17 protein-coding genes, 4 tRNA genes and 1 pseudogene are annotated in these 15,848 nt (G+C 58.5%); 16 read left to right on the top strand and 6 right to left on the bottom strand.

What is annotated here, in order from left to right; all coding sequences use genetic code 11:
- Window positions 1-363, top strand: a pseudogene (locus OQK_RS30695) (shikimate 5-dehydrogenase); the annotation flags it as partial.
- Between the two features lie 188 nt (window positions 364-551).
- Complete coding sequence (locus tag OQK_RS27875; RefSeq protein ID WP_016775350.1) at window positions 552-1,070, top strand: cupin domain-containing protein; 519 nt, start codon at window positions 552-554, stop codon at window positions 1,068-1,070.
- A gap of 128 nt (window positions 1,071-1,198) precedes the next feature.
- Here the strand turns inward: OQK_RS27875 and OQK_RS27870 are convergent, their stop codons facing one another.
- Window positions 1,199-1,843: a YceH family protein gene (locus tag OQK_RS27870; protein WP_016775349.1), complete on the bottom strand. Its 645-nt coding sequence runs from the start codon at window positions 1,841-1,843 to the stop codon at window positions 1,199-1,201.
- Window positions 1,844-1,968: 125 nt separating this feature from the next.
- Here OQK_RS27870 and OQK_RS27865 point away from each other — a divergent pair, with 125 nt between their 5' ends.
- The gene (locus OQK_RS27865) at window positions 1,969-2,478 is read left to right on the top strand and encodes a DUF1993 domain-containing protein (RefSeq protein WP_016775348.1); all 510 of its coding nucleotides are present in this window, start codon (window positions 1,969-1,971) and stop codon (window positions 2,476-2,478) included.
- A gap of 158 nt (window positions 2,479-2,636) precedes the next feature.
- Here the strand turns inward: OQK_RS27865 and sstT are convergent, their stop codons facing one another.
- The gene (sstT, locus tag OQK_RS27860; protein WP_016775347.1) at window positions 2,637-3,869 is read right to left on the bottom strand and encodes a serine/threonine transporter SstT; all 1,233 of its coding nucleotides are present in this window, start codon (window positions 3,867-3,869) and stop codon (window positions 2,637-2,639) included.
- 307 nt (window positions 3,870-4,176) lie between these two features.
- On the opposite strand from sstT, the gene OQK_RS27855 reads away from it, so the two are divergent.
- Entirely contained in the window at window positions 4,177-5,334 is a 1,158-nt protein-coding gene (locus OQK_RS27855) for an MFS transporter (RefSeq protein WP_016775346.1), read from the top strand.
- Here OQK_RS27855 and nhaR read toward each other — a convergent pair.
- Window positions 5,329-6,228 carry a transcriptional activator NhaR gene (gene nhaR, locus OQK_RS27850; protein WP_016775345.1) on the bottom strand — a complete coding sequence of 300 codons (900 nt, stop codon included), beginning with the start codon at window positions 6,226-6,228 and terminating at the stop codon, window positions 5,329-5,331. The two genes, OQK_RS27855 and nhaR, sit on opposite strands and share 6 nt — an antisense overlap.
- A 133-nt stretch (window positions 6,229-6,361) precedes the next feature.
- On the opposite strand from nhaR, the gene OQK_RS27845 reads away from it, so the two are divergent.
- Window positions 6,362-6,604, top strand: coding sequence for a hypothetical protein (locus tag OQK_RS27845; RefSeq protein ID WP_016775344.1), 243 nt, complete (start codon window positions 6,362-6,364; stop codon window positions 6,602-6,604).
- A gap of 29 nt (window positions 6,605-6,633) precedes the next feature.
- Entirely contained in the window at window positions 6,634-7,383 is a 750-nt protein-coding gene (locus OQK_RS27840; RefSeq protein WP_016775343.1) for a TerC family protein, read from the top strand.
- A 126-nt stretch (window positions 7,384-7,509) separates the two neighbouring features.
- Here OQK_RS27840 and OQK_RS30870 read toward each other — a convergent pair whose 3' ends face one another.
- Window positions 7,510-7,677: a hypothetical protein gene (locus tag OQK_RS30870; protein WP_016775342.1), complete on the bottom strand. Its 168-nt coding sequence runs from the start codon at window positions 7,675-7,677 to the stop codon at window positions 7,510-7,512.
- Between the two features lie 235 nt (window positions 7,678-7,912).
- On the opposite strand from OQK_RS30870, the gene OQK_RS27835 reads away from it, so the two are divergent.
- The 3 genes from OQK_RS27835 (at window position 7,913) to OQK_RS27825 (ending at window position 9,100) form a co-directional block, all read left to right on the top strand.
- Window positions 7,913-8,584 (top strand): hypothetical protein, encoded by a 672-nt coding sequence (locus OQK_RS27835; RefSeq protein ID WP_016775341.1) that lies wholly within the window; start codon window positions 7,913-7,915, stop codon window positions 8,582-8,584.
- Window positions 8,585-8,674: 90 nt separating this feature from the next.
- Entirely contained in the window at window positions 8,675-8,881 is a 207-nt protein-coding gene (locus OQK_RS27830) for a DUF6021 family protein (RefSeq protein ID WP_038861880.1), read from the top strand.
- Between the two features lie 12 nt (window positions 8,882-8,893).
- A complete protein-coding gene (locus OQK_RS27825) occupies window positions 8,894-9,100 on the top strand; it encodes a hypothetical protein (protein WP_016775340.1) in 207 nt (68 codons plus the stop codon).
- A gap of 54 nt (window positions 9,101-9,154) precedes the next feature.
- Here the strand turns inward: OQK_RS27825 and pbpG are convergent, their stop codons facing one another.
- A complete protein-coding gene (gene pbpG / locus OQK_RS27820) occupies window positions 9,155-10,093 on the bottom strand; it encodes a D-alanyl-D-alanine endopeptidase (RefSeq protein ID WP_016775339.1) in 939 nt (312 codons plus the stop codon).
- A 230-nt stretch (window positions 10,094-10,323) separates the two neighbouring features.
- Entirely contained in the window at window positions 10,324-11,178 is an 855-nt protein-coding gene (gene folD, locus OQK_RS27815) for a bifunctional methylenetetrahydrofolate dehydrogenase/methenyltetrahydrofolate cyclohydrolase FolD (protein WP_016775338.1), read from the bottom strand.
- Window positions 11,179-11,453: 275 nt separating this feature from the next.
- On the opposite strand from folD, the gene OQK_RS27810 reads away from it, so the two are divergent.
- The 7 genes from OQK_RS27810 (at window position 11,454) to clpX (ending at window position 15,769) form a co-directional block, all read left to right on the top strand.
- Window positions 11,454-11,530 (top strand) — tRNA-Arg (locus OQK_RS27810).
- Between the two features lie 32 nt (window positions 11,531-11,562).
- Window positions 11,563-11,638, top strand: a tRNA-His gene (locus OQK_RS27805).
- 57 nt (window positions 11,639-11,695) lie between these two features.
- Window positions 11,696-11,780 (top strand) — tRNA-Leu (locus tag OQK_RS27800).
- Between the two features lie 77 nt (window positions 11,781-11,857).
- Window positions 11,858-11,933 (top strand) — tRNA-His (locus tag OQK_RS27795).
- A gap of 401 nt (window positions 11,934-12,334) precedes the next feature.
- The gene (gene tig / locus OQK_RS27790; RefSeq protein WP_016775337.1) at window positions 12,335-13,645 is read left to right on the top strand and encodes a trigger factor; all 1,311 of its coding nucleotides are present in this window, start codon (window positions 12,335-12,337) and stop codon (window positions 13,643-13,645) included.
- A 92-nt stretch (window positions 13,646-13,737) separates the two neighbouring features.
- Window positions 13,738-14,373, top strand: a complete 636-nt coding sequence (clpP, locus tag OQK_RS27785; protein WP_016775336.1) for an ATP-dependent Clp endopeptidase proteolytic subunit ClpP — start codon at window positions 13,738-13,740, stop codon at window positions 14,371-14,373.
- 112 nt (window positions 14,374-14,485) lie between these two features.
- Entirely contained in the window at window positions 14,486-15,769 is a 1,284-nt protein-coding gene (gene clpX, locus OQK_RS27780; protein ID WP_016775335.1) for an ATP-dependent Clp protease ATP-binding subunit ClpX, read from the top strand.
- The last annotated feature ends 79 nt before the right edge of the window (window positions 15,770-15,848 follow it).

Raw genomic sequence — 15,848 nt, 5'->3', positions numbered from 1 at the left:
GCCCGTAACGAGCGCGCCGGCCGCGCCCTGGCGGATTCGCTGGGTTATCGCTGGCAGGCCGAGCTGGGTGACGAGCGCCCGCAGATGCTGATCAATGTCACCCCGGTAGGCATGGACGGCGGGCCGGAGGCGGGGCAACTGGCGTTCGAGCCTGAAGTGATCAAGGCGGCTGAGACTGTATTCGACGTGGTGGCGATTCCTTCGGAGACGCCGCTGATCGTGCAGGCGCGGGCCGAGGGCAAGCGCGTGATCACCGGGCTTGAGGTGATTGCGATTCAGGCGCTGGAGCAATTTGTCCTGTACACCGGGGTGCGGCCGAATGAGGCTCAGTTTGCGGCGGCGGTGGATTTTGCGCGTAGCTGATTGAGTTTTGTGGCGGCGGGTCTGGCCGCTTCGCGAGCAGGCTCGCTCCCACAGATTGCGCTGGAATGCGATTGAAGGTGGGAGCGAGCCTGCTCGCGAAGGCCGCGCTGCGGTTCTGGATCACTATCTATAATCCTCGCCAGCACGCACAGATGTGCCCACCACGAAAACCATAACCGAGGCCGCCCATGCATCCGCCCATCCTCAACCTCAACGAGGTCGAACTCGAAGCCCTTCCCGAAGCCCTGGCCCCTGAAGGCGAAACCGCCGCGCGTTATCAGCAGCGTTTCGCGCGGATCGGCCAGCAACTCGGTGCGCAGAAACTCGGTTATCGCCTGTATGCACTGCCAGCTGGCATGCGCGGCAGTCCATTCCACAGCCATCGGGTCAATGAGGAGATGTTCTACGTGGTGGCCGGGGAGGGCGAGGTGCGCTTGGGAGGGGAGCGTTTTCCGATCCGCGCCGGTGATGTGATCGCCTGCCCACCGGGCGGACCGGAGAAGGCACATCAGATCATCAATACCAGCGCGGGCGAACTGCGTTATCTGGCGGTGAGCACTCAGCAGCAGCCGGAGATCTGCGAGTATCCGGATTCGAACAAGTATGCGGTGATGGATAATTTCACGGTGGATGCCGAGGGCAAGGCCTCGGGCTTTGTCGCTGTCGCGCGGCAGGTGGATGGGGTGGATTACTGGGATGGGGAATAAAATCTGAAATTCGCAGATGTCCCCTGTGGGAGCGAGCCTGCTCGCGAAGGCGGCGGGTCATCCGAGATCGTGGTGACTGACGCTACGCTTTCGCGAGCAGGCTCGCTCCCACTCTGGCTTTGCGGTGGTTATTCGAGGCGGGCCAGGCGTTCTTCCAGCGCTGCGATCCGCGCTTCCAGTTCCTCGATACGCTCCAGGGAAACGCCACCGCCCGATCGCTCCCCAGGATTCTGCCGCGCCGCCAGGATCGCTTCGATATCTGCCGGATCGCCCAAGGCATGGGTGTAGCGATCCTCACGCTGCCCGGCCTGACGCGGAATCAATACCGCCAGACCGCGTGCGATCAGCCGTTCAAGCTGATGAACCACCTGCTCGGCGTCCTCGAACTCGTGCATGCGTCCGCTGCGGGTCAGCAGTTCGTTGACGGTCTGCGGACCGCGCAGAAACATCAAACCCGTCAGAATCACCTGTGCCGGCACCAGTTCCAGCGCCTTGTCGACCTTGTGCTCCCAGCGGTCGGCACGGCTGCCCATCACCAGCCGGGTGAAGCCACGCCCCTCCAGCGCCCGCAGGCTCTGGCCGACCTGGCCCTGATTGAGGTTCATTACCGGTTCGCGGCTGGTTTTCTGATTGCAGGCCAGCACCAGCGCGTTGAGGGTCAGCGGATAGGTTTCCGGGCTGGTGGCCTGTTTTTCGATCAGCGCACCGAGAATGCGGATTTCCGTGGCATTGAGCCGAGGCTGGTCGGAGGTGGATTCTTGTTCGTTGCTCATCGCGCGTTCCCTCTGCAGTCGAAGCCGCCTAGCCTAATCCTTGCCAAACAAAAGGCAAGCCGTGTGCTCATCAAGCATGGCTATAATCGCCACCACGTATTACCCAGCCATCACATGAGATTGCCATGACCATTTCACTGTACGCCGCATCCGTCCCGGTTTTTCAACAAATGCTCAACGCCCTGAGCGATGTGCTGAAAAAGGCCGAAGCCCACGCCAGCGCGAAAAACATCGACCAGAGCGTCTTCCTGCAAGCGCGTCTGTACCCGGACATGTTCCCGCTGGTGCGTCAGGTGCAGATCGCCGTGGATTTCGCCAAAGGCGTGTCGGCGCGTCTGGCTGAAGTCGAACTGCCGAAGTACGACGACACTGAAACCACCTTCGCCGAGCTGCAAGCGTTGATCGCCAAGGTCCTGGCCTTCATTGGCGAGATCAAGCCAGAGCAGATCGATGGCAAGGAAGGCATCGAAATCGTGACCCGTCCGGGCACGCCGAAAGAGAAGCGCTTCAGTGGTCAGGCGTATCTGCTGACTTACGGCTTGCCGCAGTTCTTCTTTCACGTCACCACCACTTATGCGTTGCTGCGTCATAACGGCGTGGAAGTGGGCAAGCGCGATTACATGGGCGCGTTCTAAACGCCCGGATACGAAAAAGCCCGCCAAGGTTCGCGCCTTGGCGGGCTTTTGTTTTTCTGTGGGAGCGAGCCTGCTCGCGAATGCGGCGTATCAGGCGCTATTAATGCTGAATGTCTCGCCCCTTTCGCGAGCAGGCTCGCTCCCACAAGGTAAGGCGGTTACGCCGTACGCTGAGCCTTCTCTTCTTCGCCCAGGCAAGCCGCCGCGGTAAACAGCACGTCAGTCGACGAGTTCAGCGCGGTCTCCGCCGAATCCTGCAGCACGCCAATAATGAAGCCCACCGCCACGACCTGCATGGCGATCTCGCTCGGGATGCCGAACAGGCTGCACGCCAGCGGAATCAGCAGCAGCGACCCACCAGCCACACCCGAAGCACCACAGGCGCAAATCGCGGCGACGACGCTGAGCAGGATCGCGGTCGGGATGTCCACGGCGATGCCCAAGGTGTGCACCGCCGCCAGGGTCAGCACGGTAATGGTGATCGCCGCACCGGCCATGTTGATGGTCGCGCCGAGCGGGATCGATACCGAGTAGGTGTCTTCGTGCAGGCCCAGGCGCTTGCTCAATTCCAGGTTGACCGGAATGTTCGCCGCCGAGCTGCGGGTGAAGAACGCGGTGATGCCGCTTTCGCGCAGGCACATCAGGGTCAACGGGTACGGATTGCGGCGCAGCTTCCAGAACACGATCAGCGGGTTCATCACCAGCGCGACGAACAGCATGCAGCCCAGCAGCACCGCCAGCAGGTGCGCGTAGCCGATCAGCGCGCCGAAACCGGAGGTGGCCAGTGTCGACGCGACCAGGCCGAAAATGCCCAGCGGCGCGAAGCGAATGACCACGCGGACGATCACGGTGACGCCATTGGACAAGTCACCCAGTACCTCGCGAGTGGTGTCGCCAGCGTGGCGGATGGCAATGCCCATGCCGATCGCCCAGGCCAGAATGCCGATGAAGTTGGCATTCATCAGCGCGCTGACCGGGTTGTCGACGACGCTCAGCAACAGGCTTTGCAGCACTTCGCCGATGCCGCCGGGCGCAGTCACGGCAACATTCTCGGTCGATAACACCAGATTCGACGGGAAGGCCATGCTGGCGACCACGGCCACCACCGCAGCGCTGAATGTACCCAGCAGGTAGAGGAACAGGATCGGGCGGATGTGGGTTTCCTGACCGTGCTTGTGGTTGGCGATCGAGGCCATCACCAGCACGAACACCAGAATCGGCGCCACGGCTTTCAACGCCGAGACAAACACCTTGCCGATGAACGCGGTGGACTTCGCCAGCTCCGGTGCAATCAGGGCCAGGGCAATGCCGGCTATCAGACCAATGACTATCTGGGTCACAAGACTCAGGCGTTTCAGGCGTTGCAGTAACGAAGGGGATGAAGCGGTCATAGCGGCATCTCTGTTTTTTATAGGGTGCGAAGCGTCGTGGGCAGTCACGAAACGCCTGTCGAAGTGACATCAACGCCGCCAAACGGCACGTTGAACAGCTGTACGATTTTCAGGGCGCGGACTTTATCACAGCGTAGGCGTGAACCTTCAGGCCTGTGACGATCTGCCACCGGATCGGCCCGGCAGATCGGCAGTTTTGGGCAACTCAGTGCCGACACAGTCTGTTAAGCTTCGCCATCCTCATTTTCAAGTTCTGCCAGCGGGCCTCCGGGTCATCGCTGGTGTCGTCGTTTTGCTGGAGTTGCGCATGCTGTTGCCTATTCTTCTGTTGTCCGCCGCCGGGTTCACGGTGCTGACCACGGAATTCGTCATTGTCGGCCTGCTGCCGGCGATCGCCCGAGACCTCGAAGTCAGCATCCCGCAAGCCGGGCTGCTGGTGACCTTGTTCGCCTTTACCGTGGCGCTGTTCGGCCCGTTCCTGACCGCGTATTTCGCCCGTTTCGAACGGCGCAAACTGTTCATCAGCATTCTGATCATGTTCGGTCTGGCCAATACCGTTGCAGCGTTGGCGCCGAATATCTGGGTGATGGCCATCGCACGGTTGATTCCGGCGTTGGGTTTGCCAGTGTTCTGGGCACTGGCCAGTGAAACCGCCGTCGACATCGTCGGCCCGGATTTCGCCGGCCGCGCCATCGCCAAGATCGGCTTCGGCATCGTCTGCGCCACGGTGTTCGGCATTCCGGTCGGCACGCTGATTTCCGACGCGTTCGGCTGGCGCAGCGCATTCGGCATTCTGGCGTTGATCGCGTTTGCCAAAGCCTTGCTGCTGTTTGTCTACCTGCCGAAAACCAGTCTGCACCAGCATCAGGTCAGCTTCCGTTCGCAGTTCAAGATCCTACGCAGCCCGCTGATGCTCGGCCATATCTTGTTGTCGATTCTGGTGTTCAGCGGCATGTTCACCGCTTATACCTACCTTGCGGACATCCTCGAACGACTTGCCGGTTTCAACGGCACCGTGGTCGGTTGGTGCCTGATGGCGTTTGGCGCAGTCGGGCTGGTCGGCAACTCGCTCGGTGGGCGAGCGGTGGATCGGCATCCGCTGGGGGCGTCGGTGTTGTTCTGTGCGTTCATGATCGCCGGCATGGTTTCGCTGGTGCCGAACATTCATTCGCCAGTGGGTCTGGCGGTGGCGATGGGCATCTGGGGCGTAACCCAGGCCGCATTGTTCCTGGTCAGCCATGTGCGCCTGATGAAAGCCGCACCGGAAGCGCCGGCCTTCGCCGCGTCGCTGAACATCGCCGGGGCCAATCTCGGCATTGGTCTGGGCGCGATGGTCGGCGGCCGGGTGATCGACACTGCCGGGCTGGGCTTCCTGGGCTTTGCCGCTGCCGGCTTCATTTTGCTGTCGGTGTTCCTCGCCATGGTGCTGATGACGCTGAAGCCGCGTGAAGTCTGCGCTTCATAACCCGGTAAACAGCTCGCGTCGGGCACCCTCGGTAATCGCTACGATGCCAGGGTGCTTGACCTTGCGTTCCACCGAAATGGCATAGAACGACTCGCTCACGGCGTCGGTCTGGCCGATCAACTCGACGCCGTACTGGCGCTTCACTTCCTCGGCAATCACGCTCGGACCGATAAAGATCCCGCTGCCGGATTGGCCGAAGGCCTGCATCAAAGCACTGTCATCGAATTCGCCGACAATCTGCGGCTGGATCTGCTGTTCGGCGAACCAGCGCTGCAAACGGCTGCGCACTACGGTTTCCGCGCCGGGAATCAGCAGCGGTGCGCCGTGCAGGCTGCGCGGGAAATCCTGGCCATACTGCGCGGCGAGTTCGGCGGTGGCGAAAAAACTGATCCCGCATTCACCGAGCTTCTGGCTGTAGCCTTTGATGTCCAGATGCGAAGGCATCGGACTGTCGGAAATCACCAGATCCAGACGCTGAATGGCCAGATCGGCGAGCAAGCGCTCGAGTTTGTCTTCGCGGCAGGTGATGCGCAGCGGCTCGCTCAATTCCATGGTCGGCGCGATCAGGCGATAAACAATCGATTTGGGCACCACGTCGGCCACGCCGACGCGAAAGAGGATCTGCTGCTCGTTGGGCTGCGCACGCAGCATCAGCTCCAGCTCGCCGCCCAACTGAAACATCTGCTCGGCGTAGGGCAGGGCCTGGCGCCCGGCTTCGGTGAGCTCCAACTGGCGGCCAACCCGGCGAAACAACTCCACGCCATAGGTTTGTTCAAGCAGTGAAATCTGTCCGCTGATAGTCTGTGGCGTCAGGTTCAGTTGCTCGCAGGCGCGGACGATGCTGCCGGTTTTGGCTACGACCCAGAAGTAATGCAGTTGTCGGTAATTGAGCATAGTGATGGCCACTTCGTGAAAACCGAAGTATAGCCGCTAAAAATACGAATTTTCCTGAAGTGTTCATCTCCCTAGAATGCCCAGCCATCGACGGCCGGTGTGTGCGCCTGTCTGTTCATTCGAAGGAAACCTTATGAAATACACATTTCCCGCAGTGATGTTTGCGTCTTTACTGGTTCTGGCCGGTTGTGATCAGGCGGAAAAAAGCGCCCAGCAACTGATGGGCGCGGCGGCTGAAACTGCCAAGCAAGCGATTGACGACACCCATAAAGCCGCTGAGCAAGCGCTCAGTGATGCCACCGGTGGTTTGATCGAGAAAAAAGAAACTCCGGAAAAACAAACGGAAGAATCCGAATCTTCCTCCAAGACCATCTAAACCGTCTTACACAGAGTCAGGACTGACCCATGGAATATCTGTTAGAACTCGCCGCCAGCCCCACCGCTTGGGTTGCTTTGGCCACACTGGTGGTAATGGAAATCGTGCTTGGCATCGATAACCTGATCTTTATTTCGATCCTGACCAACAAACTGCCCGAACAGCATCGGCAGAAGGCGCGCCGTATCGGTATCGGCATGGCCCTGATTCTGCGTCTGGCGTTGTTGAGCACCATCGCATTCATCGTGCAGTTGACCGAGCCTGTGATCGAAATCCTTGGCCAGGCGTTCTCCTGGAAGGACATGATCCTGATCGCCGGTGGCCTGTTCCTGGTGTGGAAAGCCACGACCGAGATCCATCACAGCATGGACCCGTCGCCGGAAGACCCGAAAACAGCGACTTCGACCGTAACGCTTGGTTTTGCCGCAGCTATCGGTCAGATCCTGATGCTCGACATGGTGTTCTCGATCGACAGCATCATTACCGCCGTCGGCATGACCGAACACTTGCCGATCATGATCATCGCGGTGGTGGTGTCGGTGCTGGTGATGCTGCTCGCGGCTGATCCGCTGGCCAAGTTCATCAACGATAACCCTACGGTGGTCATGCTGGCGCTGGGCTTCCTGATCATGATCGGCATGACGCTGATCGCCGAAGGCTTCGGCGCCCACGTACCGAAAGGCTATGTGTACGCGGCCATGGCGTTCTCGGCGGGCATTGAGGTGTTGAACATGCTGTCGCGCCGGGCGAAGCAGAAGAAGGTTGCTCAGCAGGCGTAATTGCTGAGAACACAAAAAACCGCCTGGGCTGGTTGAGCTCAGGCGGTTTTTTTATTCACCTTTTGCTGAGTTATCGAGAGCGCGCTGCTGCTGAGCGCTCTCATGAGGGAAGGACCTTGTTGGTCTTCAATGCGCAGCAGCGTGTCGCACTGGATGCTTCTCTGTCTTCTCAACCGGCATCGTCTGCACCGGATGATGATGGCGCCGCGAAATCCGCAGCACGCCCCACAACATGGCAGTCGCCACGGCCAGCCAGCCGGCTATCAACATCACGATGGTCATGGTCAGGCTCATTGGTGCCTCCTCTTCGCCCTGCATCGGGCGCCCGCTTTTCGCAATTCGCTCTATTTCAGTGACAGTCTAGTCAATGGGGTGTTTCAAGCTATTGACCAAAGGTCGTTAGTGACCAATCAGTTTGCTCTATGCAATCGCCCGCTCTGCGGTTTAAGGCTATACCGCAGGCTGGTGCGGCTCTATGATCGCTGGCGTTGCCGGAACACGATGACCGGCGTCTGGAAGAGAGTGATTGATGGTGCAGGTATTTTCTCGAGTGCGCGGAGCGTTGCTTGCCGGCGCTTGCGCGGTGTTGCTGAGCGGATGTGCGGGCAGCGTAGCGCCAGAAGTCAAACGCTTGCCGGAGCGGGTTGAGCTCAGTGGCACCTTCTATCGTGGCGAAGCCAACCAGAGTGGGCCACAGGTGCTGGCCAGTCTGCTGTCGCAACAAGGCATCGTCATCACCCCGGGACTTCTGGAAAAACCGCTGCACTTGCCGGGCGCTGAGGACAAGCTGCAGCAGAACATGCAGAACCTCGCCCGCGAGTACGGTCTGGTGGTTTATCCGCTCGACAGCAAGCTGCCGGCCTTGCTGACCCAGGTCGCAGCGGGCTACCCGGTCATGGTGCGTTTCAGTGAAGGTTCGGCATTCTGGGCCGAGCCGCGTTACGCGATCCTGTCCGGCTACGATCGCAATAAACAGAAGGTCCTGCTGCGCGCCGGCATGAACCGTCGGCAGTTGATGGATTTCGGCAGCTTTCAAGCAGCGCTCGAAAAGGCCGGTGGCTGGGCGATCCTGATTCAGAAACCGTCGCAGATCCCGGCAGCCGTCGACCGCTCCCGTTGGCTGAAAGCCGCCGATGAACTGGCCCAGGCCGGTGAAGAAAACGCTGCGGCGCAGGCGCGAAAGGCTCTGGCAGCGCAATAAACCTCCGTTCGTCATCTGCCGGGCACGACTGCGCCCGGCCAGCCTCTGAAGATTAATGCCCGTGCTTCGCGGGTGAATCAAGGAGGCAACATGGCAGATTCCCCAAACCCGAAAGGCCCGCACTCGTCCGAACATTCCTCGGGTGATGATCTGGGATTCGATCCGGATTCGCCGGACCTTGACGATCCGCAAGTCGATCCGGTCGGTCCGGCTAAAGCGCCGCTGGATGTCGAGCCCGGTGAAGATCCGAAGAAACCGGCCAAGCCCTATGATCCGTTTGCCGATCTGAAACCTTGATGTGAGGTGCGTATGAGTACCGATTCAAGCTTCGATGACCACAAACCTGACAGCGTGCCGACCACGCCGGAGCCTGAGGTTGATCCGGTGCTGGACCCGGACAGCCCGATGCGTGACCCGCTGGCCCGGCCCAATGTGCTGACGCCGGAGGTTTCGCCAGAGCCGAGCTCGGGCGATGGCATCCCCGATGACGACAAGATGCCGCTGCCCAACGACTGATGCGCAGACGAAAAAAAGCCCCGAAGATTCGGGGCTTTTTCATGAACGCTGGATTTACTTGGCCGCCTCAACCACGCCGCTCTGACGGCTCTTGAGGTTCTTGTCGGCTTTGTATTGCTGTGCCACCGCAGGAACACTGGCGCTGCGCCCGGTTTCCACCCAGCTGCGGATGCGGCTGGCATCGGCAAAATGCGTGTATTTGCCAAACGCATCGAGAATCACCAGGGCGACCGGACGGTTGCCCATCTTCGTCACCAGCACCAGGCAATGGCCGGCCGGGTTGGTGAAGCCGGTCTTGGTGATCTTGATGTCCCAATCGGCCTTATTGACCAAGTGGTCGGTATTGCGGAAGCCCAGGGTGTAGTTGGGCTTGCGGAACGCCACGGTTTTTTCCTTGGTGGTGGTCAGTTGCACCAGAAGCGGTTGCTTGTGCGCAGCCACCAGCAGTTTGCTCAGGTCGCGGGCGGTGGAAACGTTGCGCTCCGACAAGCCGGTCGGCTCGACAAAGTGCGTGCTGGTCATGCCCAGCGCCTTGGCCTTGGCGTTCATTGCCGCGATAAAAGCAGCGTAGCCGCCCGGATAGTGATGGGCGAGGCTGGCGGCGGCGCGGTTTTCCGAAGACATCAAGGCGATCAGCAGCATCTCGCGGCGCGGCAGCTCACTCTTGAGTTTGACCCGGGAGAACACGCCCTTCATTTCCGGAGTGTTCCTGATGTCGACATCGATCCATTCGTCCATGTTCTGTCGAGCTTCTACCACGACCAGGCCAGTCATCAGCTTGCTGACGGAAGCGATCGGCACGATCACGTCAGGGTTGCTGGAATAGATGACTTTATTGGTCTGCATATCCATGAGCAGGGCGCTGCCGGACGCGATCTTCAATGTCGAAGCGTCACGTGGGACAGCGGTGGTTTCCGCAGCGTTGATCGTTGGCGTGATGAATGTGCCTGTAACAGCAAACAACAGGCTCAGAATCGAGAGACGAATTTTCACGCGGGCGAACTCTAAAAGGTTGGATATACCGTTAGTTTGTAACGGGTTATTTCTTAAAACCGGCGCATTTTAGGAGTATGGCTGAAGAACTGTCGATGGTTGTTTGTAAGACCTGAAAATCTCGTGAAAAGGCTTGTAAAAAGAGCGGTTTCCGGCGAACGGTTGAAGTTTTTTCTCAGGCATTAAAAACCCCGCACGAGGCGGGGTTCTGATGCGGCGGAAAAAACCGGTCAGACGTGCAGGGTTTCTGCCGCGTAGAGGGTATTTTCCAGCAGGCAGGCACGGGTCATCGGGCCGACGCCGCCCGGTACCGGAGTAATCCAGCCAGCGCGGGGCAGGGCGGTTTCGTAGACGACGTCACCGACCAGTTTGCCGTCGTCCTGGCGGTTGATGCCGACGTCGATCACGATCGCGCCTTCCTTGATCCACTCGCCTTTGACCAGGCCCGGTTTGCCGGCGGCAACGACTACCAGATCGGCACGACCGACGTGACCGGCCAGGTCCTTGGTGAAGCGGTGAGTGACAGTGACGGTGCAGCCGGCCAGCAACAATTCCATGGCCATCGGGCGACCGACGATATTCGAGGCGCCCACGACTACCGCGTCCATCCCGTAAAGATCAGCACCAGTGCTTTCCAGCAAGGTCATGATGCCTTTCGGGGTGCAGGGGCGCAGGAGCGGGATGCGCTGGGCCAGGCGACCGACGTTGTACGGGTGGAAGCCGTCGACGTCTTTGTCCGGGCGGATGCGTTCCAGCAGCTTGGACGCGTCGAGATGTTCGGGCAGAGGCAACTGCAGGAGAACGCCGTCGATAGCCGGATCGTCGTTGAGGCGATCGATCAGATCGGTCAGGGCGTCCTGAGTGGTGTCGGAGGGCAGGTCGTAGGCTTGAGAGAGGAAGCCAACCTCTTCACAGTCTTTACGCTTGTGCGAGACATAAACCTGAGAGGCAGGATCGCTGCCGACCAGGATCACCGCGAGGCCGGGGGTGCGCAGGCCTTGCTGGCGACGCTCGGCAACTCGTTGGGCGATCTGCTGGCGCAGGCTGGCGGCGATCGATTTGCCGTCGATTAGTTGTGCAGTCATTGCGCGTGATTAACCATCGAGAGGGGAAAAAATGAGAACGCATTCTCGCATGTCGAGCGGTGAGGGCAAAGGCGCTTGGTCAGCAAATTCCTCTAACTCCTTTAATTAAATGAATTTTTTTCAAAAAGGATTTGACGACCTTTGGAGCCCTCTATACTATTCGTCGCACTTGTCGGGCACAGCCTAGCACTGGTTAAGAAGGTGAAGCGGAATCAAGGCTCTGCGACGCTGGAAAGCACTTAGTTTGTAGTCCTTTAAGAGTACAGATTAACAAGGCGCCCGTAGCTCAGCTGGATAGAGCATCCGCCTTCTAAGCGGATGGTCGCAGGTTCGAGTCCTGCCGGGTGCGCCATTAGGCAGCTTTGGCACAAGTAACGCGATATGGTGGGCGTAGCTCAGTTGGTAGAGCACGGGATTGTGACTCCCGTTGTCGTGGGTTCGATCCCCATCGTCCACCCCATATTTCGAAAGGCGCCAGATTTAACGGTCTGGCGCCTTTGCTTTAAAAGCTTCATCCGCGGATGTGGTGGAATTGGTAGACACACTGGATTTAGGTTCCAGCGCCGCGAGGCGTAAGAGTTCGAGTCTCTTCATCCGCACCAAATAAAGCTTCATCTGTGCCTCGGGCCTGATGAAGTTTCGACAAAGAAGTTGTTTGGCTTTTTTGTTACGCAATATGGTGGGCGTAGCTCAGTTGGTAGAGCACGGGATTGTGACTCCCGTTGTCGTGGGTTCGATCCCCATCGTCCACCCCATATTTCGAAAGGCGCCAGATTTAACAGTCTGGCGCCTTTTTTGTTTTAGCGGTTTCGAAATCCGGCCATGGCCGATTTCGAGGCGCAGGGCAGGGCACTTCATCGCTTTTAAAGGATCGGATGACGCTGAACTGCTCGTCGTTCCGGTTTTGCCGGAACGTCTGTCGGGGCGGATTTGATAGTTGCTTCTATATATAGAAGCGTTGCTGCAGAGCCCTAACGTGATCGCTTGTATTCGCCAGTGGAGTGCACGGCATTCGTGCGGCGCTCCCTATAAATTGCCTGCTGTTTTTTTACCCGTTTCCAGTAGGGTGACTTCTTGAGTTTGACCCACTAGAATGCATGCCCTTGATTCTGGGGTCGGAAACGGCCGGCTAACGTCTGTGCAACGAGGAATATCCATGCAAGTTTCTGTTGAAAATACTACTGCTCTCGAGCGCCGCATGAGCGTCACCGTGCCGGCAGAGCGCATCGAGACTCAGGTCAACAAGCGTCTGCAGCAGACTGCCCAAAAGGCCAAAATTGCTGGCTTCCGTCCAGGCAAAGTGCCAATGAGCGAAATCAAGCGCCGTTTCGGTGCTGATGCGCGTCAGGAAGCGGTAGGCGACGTCATCCAGTCTTCCTTCTACGAAGCTGTGGTCGAGCAGAAGCTCAACCCTGCCGGTTCGCCTTCGATCGAGCCAAAGTCGCTCGAAGCGGGCAAGGATCTGGAATACGTTGCTGTATTCGAAGTCTTCCCTGAGTTCACCGTTGCTGGCTTCGAAGGCATCACCGTTGAGCGTCTGAGCGCTGAAGTGGCTGACGCTGACCTGGACAAGATGCTCGACATCCTGCGCAAGCAGAACACCCGTTTCGAAGTGGCCGACCGTGCTGCCCAGAACGAAGACCAGCTGAACATCGATTTCGTTGGCAAGGTTGACGGCGAAGTGTTCGCTGGCGGCTCCGCCAAGGGCACTCAGCTGGTACTGGGTTCCGGCCGTATGATCCCGGGCTTCGAAGAAGGCCTGGTTGGCGCTAAGGCTGGCGAAGAGCGCGTTCTGAACCTGACCTTCCCTGAGGACTATCAGAACCTGGACCTGGCTGGCAAAACCGCCGAGTTCACCGTGACCGTCAACACTGTGTCCGAGCCTAAGCTGCCTGAGCTGAACGAAGAGTTCTTTGCTCAATTCGGCATCAAGGAAAGCGGCATCGACGGTTTCCGCACCGAAGTTCGCAAGAACATGGAGCGTGAACTGCGTCAGGCGATCAAATCCAAGGTCAAGAATCAGGTAATGGACGGTCTGCTGGCCACCAACCCGATCGAAGTGCCAAAGGCTCTGCTGTCCAACGAAGTTGACCGTCTGCGCGTGCAGGCTGTTCAGCAGTTCGGCGGCAACATCAAGCCAGACCAACTGCCGGCCGAGCTGTTCGAAGAACAAGCCAAGCGCCGCGTCGTGCTGGGCCTGATCGTTGCTGAAGTGGTCAAGCAGTTCGACCTCAAGCCTGACGAAGCTCGCGTTCGCGAAATGATTCAGGAAATGGCTTCCGCTTACCAGGAGCCAGAGCAGGTCGTGTCGTGGTACTACAAGAACGAGCAGCAACTGAACGAAGTGCGTTCGGTTGTGCTGGAAGAACAAGTTGTGGATACTGTTCTGCAGAAAGCTAGTGTGACCGACAAATCGGTCTCCTACGAAGAAGCAGTCAAGCCGGTAGAAGCTCCAGCAGCCGACTGATTGATTTTGCGTTAGAAGTGCACACCATAAGCCAGCTCTCGAGCTGGCTTATGCGTATTCAAGACATAACTATTTGGGAGCGACTGCAGAGCATGTTCCGTAATTCTTATATTCAGCAGAACTCTGATATCCAGGCCGCCGGCGGCCTGGTCCCGATGGTTGTCGAGCAGTCCGCTCGTGGCGAACGCGCCTACGACATCTACTCGCGCCTGCTCAAGGAGCGAGTGATCTTTCTGGTGGGCCCGGTAGAGGACTACATGGCCAACCTGATCTGTGCGCAACTGCTGTTCCTTGAAGCGGAAAACCCGGACAAGGACATCCATCTGTACATCAACTCGCCGGGCGGTTCGGTAACTGCAGGCATGTCGATCTACGACACCATGCAGTTCATCAAGCCGAACGTATCGACTACCTGCATCGGTCAGGCCTGCAGCATGGGCGCATTCCTGCTCACCGCAGGTGCACCGGGCAAGCGTTTCTGCCTGCCGAACTCGCGCGTGATGATTCACCAGCCACTGGGCGGTTTCCAGGGCCAGGCGTCGGACATCGAAATCCACGCCAAGGAAATCCTCTTCATCCGCGAGCGTCTGAACATGCTGATGGCCAAGCACAGCGGCCGTACTCTGGAAGAAATCGAGCGCGATACCAATCGCGACAACTTCATGAGTGCCGAAGCTGCGAAGGAATACGGCCTGATCGACGAAGTGATCAACCAGCGTCCAGCTTAATATAAGCAGCGCAAAACAGGCCTGATCGGCACGTCCGATCAGCGGCGGGCTTGAAAAAGCCCGCAATAGCCTTCATCTTGTGTTGCAAGCCTATCGGATTTGGATCGAACGAATGACTGACACCCGCAACGGCGAGGACAACGGCAAGCTGCTCTATTGCTCCTTCTGTGGCAAAAGCCAGCATGAAGTGCGCAAATTGATTGCCGGCCCCTCGGTCTTTATCTGCGACGAGTGCGTCGACCTGTGCAATGACATCATCCGCGAGGAGGTGCAGGAAGCACAGGCCGAAAGCAGCGCGCATAAATTGCCTTCGCCTAAAGAAATCAGCGGCATCCTTGACCAGTACGTCATTGGTCAGGAGCGTGCGAAAAAGGTTTTGGCCGTAGCGGTGTACAACCACTACAAGCGCCTGAACCAGCGTGACAAAAAGGCTGACGACGTCGAACTCGGCAAGAGCAACATCCTGCTGATCGGCCCGACAGGCTCCGGTAAAACCCTGCTGGCCGAAACACTGGCCCGCTTGCTGAACGTTCCGTTCACCATCGCTGACGCAACTACCCTCACCGAGGCAGGTTACGTGGGTGAAGATGTCGAGAACATCATTCAGAAGCTGCTGCAGAAGTGCGATTACGACGTAGAGAAAGCCCAGATGGGCATTGTCTACATCGACGAAATCGACAAGATTTCCCGCAAGTCCGACAACCCGTCGATCACCCGTGATGTTTCCGGTGAAGGCGTGCAGCAGGCCTTGCTCAAGTTGATCGAAGGCACGGTCGCTTCGGTACCGCCGCAAGGTGGCCGCAAGCATCCGCAGCAGGAATTCCTGCAGGTCGACACCCGTAACATCCTGTTCATCTGCGGTGGTGCGTTCTCCGGCCTGGAAAAGGTCATTCAGAACCGTTCCACCAAAGGCGGCATCGGCTTCAACGCCGAAGTGCGCAGCAAGGAAGAGGGCAAGAAGGTTGGTGAATCCCTGCGTGAAGTCGAGCCTGACGATCTGGTCAAGTTCGGTCTGATCCCGGAATTCGTCGGTCGTCTGCCGGTCCTGGCGACACTGGACGAGCTCGACGAGGCTGCGCTGATGCAAATCCTCACCGAGCCAAAAAATGCTCTGACCAAACAGTATGCCAAGCTGTTCGAGATGGAAGGCGTGGATCTGGAATTCCGCTCCGACGCGCTGAAATCGGTCGCCAAGCGTGCCCTGGAACGTAAAACCGGTGCCCGTGGCCTGCGTTCGATTCTCGAAGGTGTATTGCTCGACACGATGTATGAGATCCCCTCGCAGTCCGAGGTGAGCAAAGTCGTGATCGATGAAAGCGTGATCGAAGGCAAGTCCAAGCCACTGTATATCTACGAAAACAGTGAGCCGACGGCCAAGGCAGCGCCGGACGCGTAAGCGTTCACAGCGCCGCAACAAAGAAGGGGCCTTCGGGCCTCTTTTTTAAGTCGTTTTTACCTCCGCTTTGCGCTTGTTT

Source organism: Pseudomonas sp. R62, from assembly GCF_000257605.1.
Taxonomy (GTDB): Bacteria; Pseudomonadota; Gammaproteobacteria; order Pseudomonadales; family Pseudomonadaceae; genus Aquipseudomonas; species Aquipseudomonas atacamensis.
This window is presented reverse-complemented; position numbering and strand designations above follow the sequence as displayed.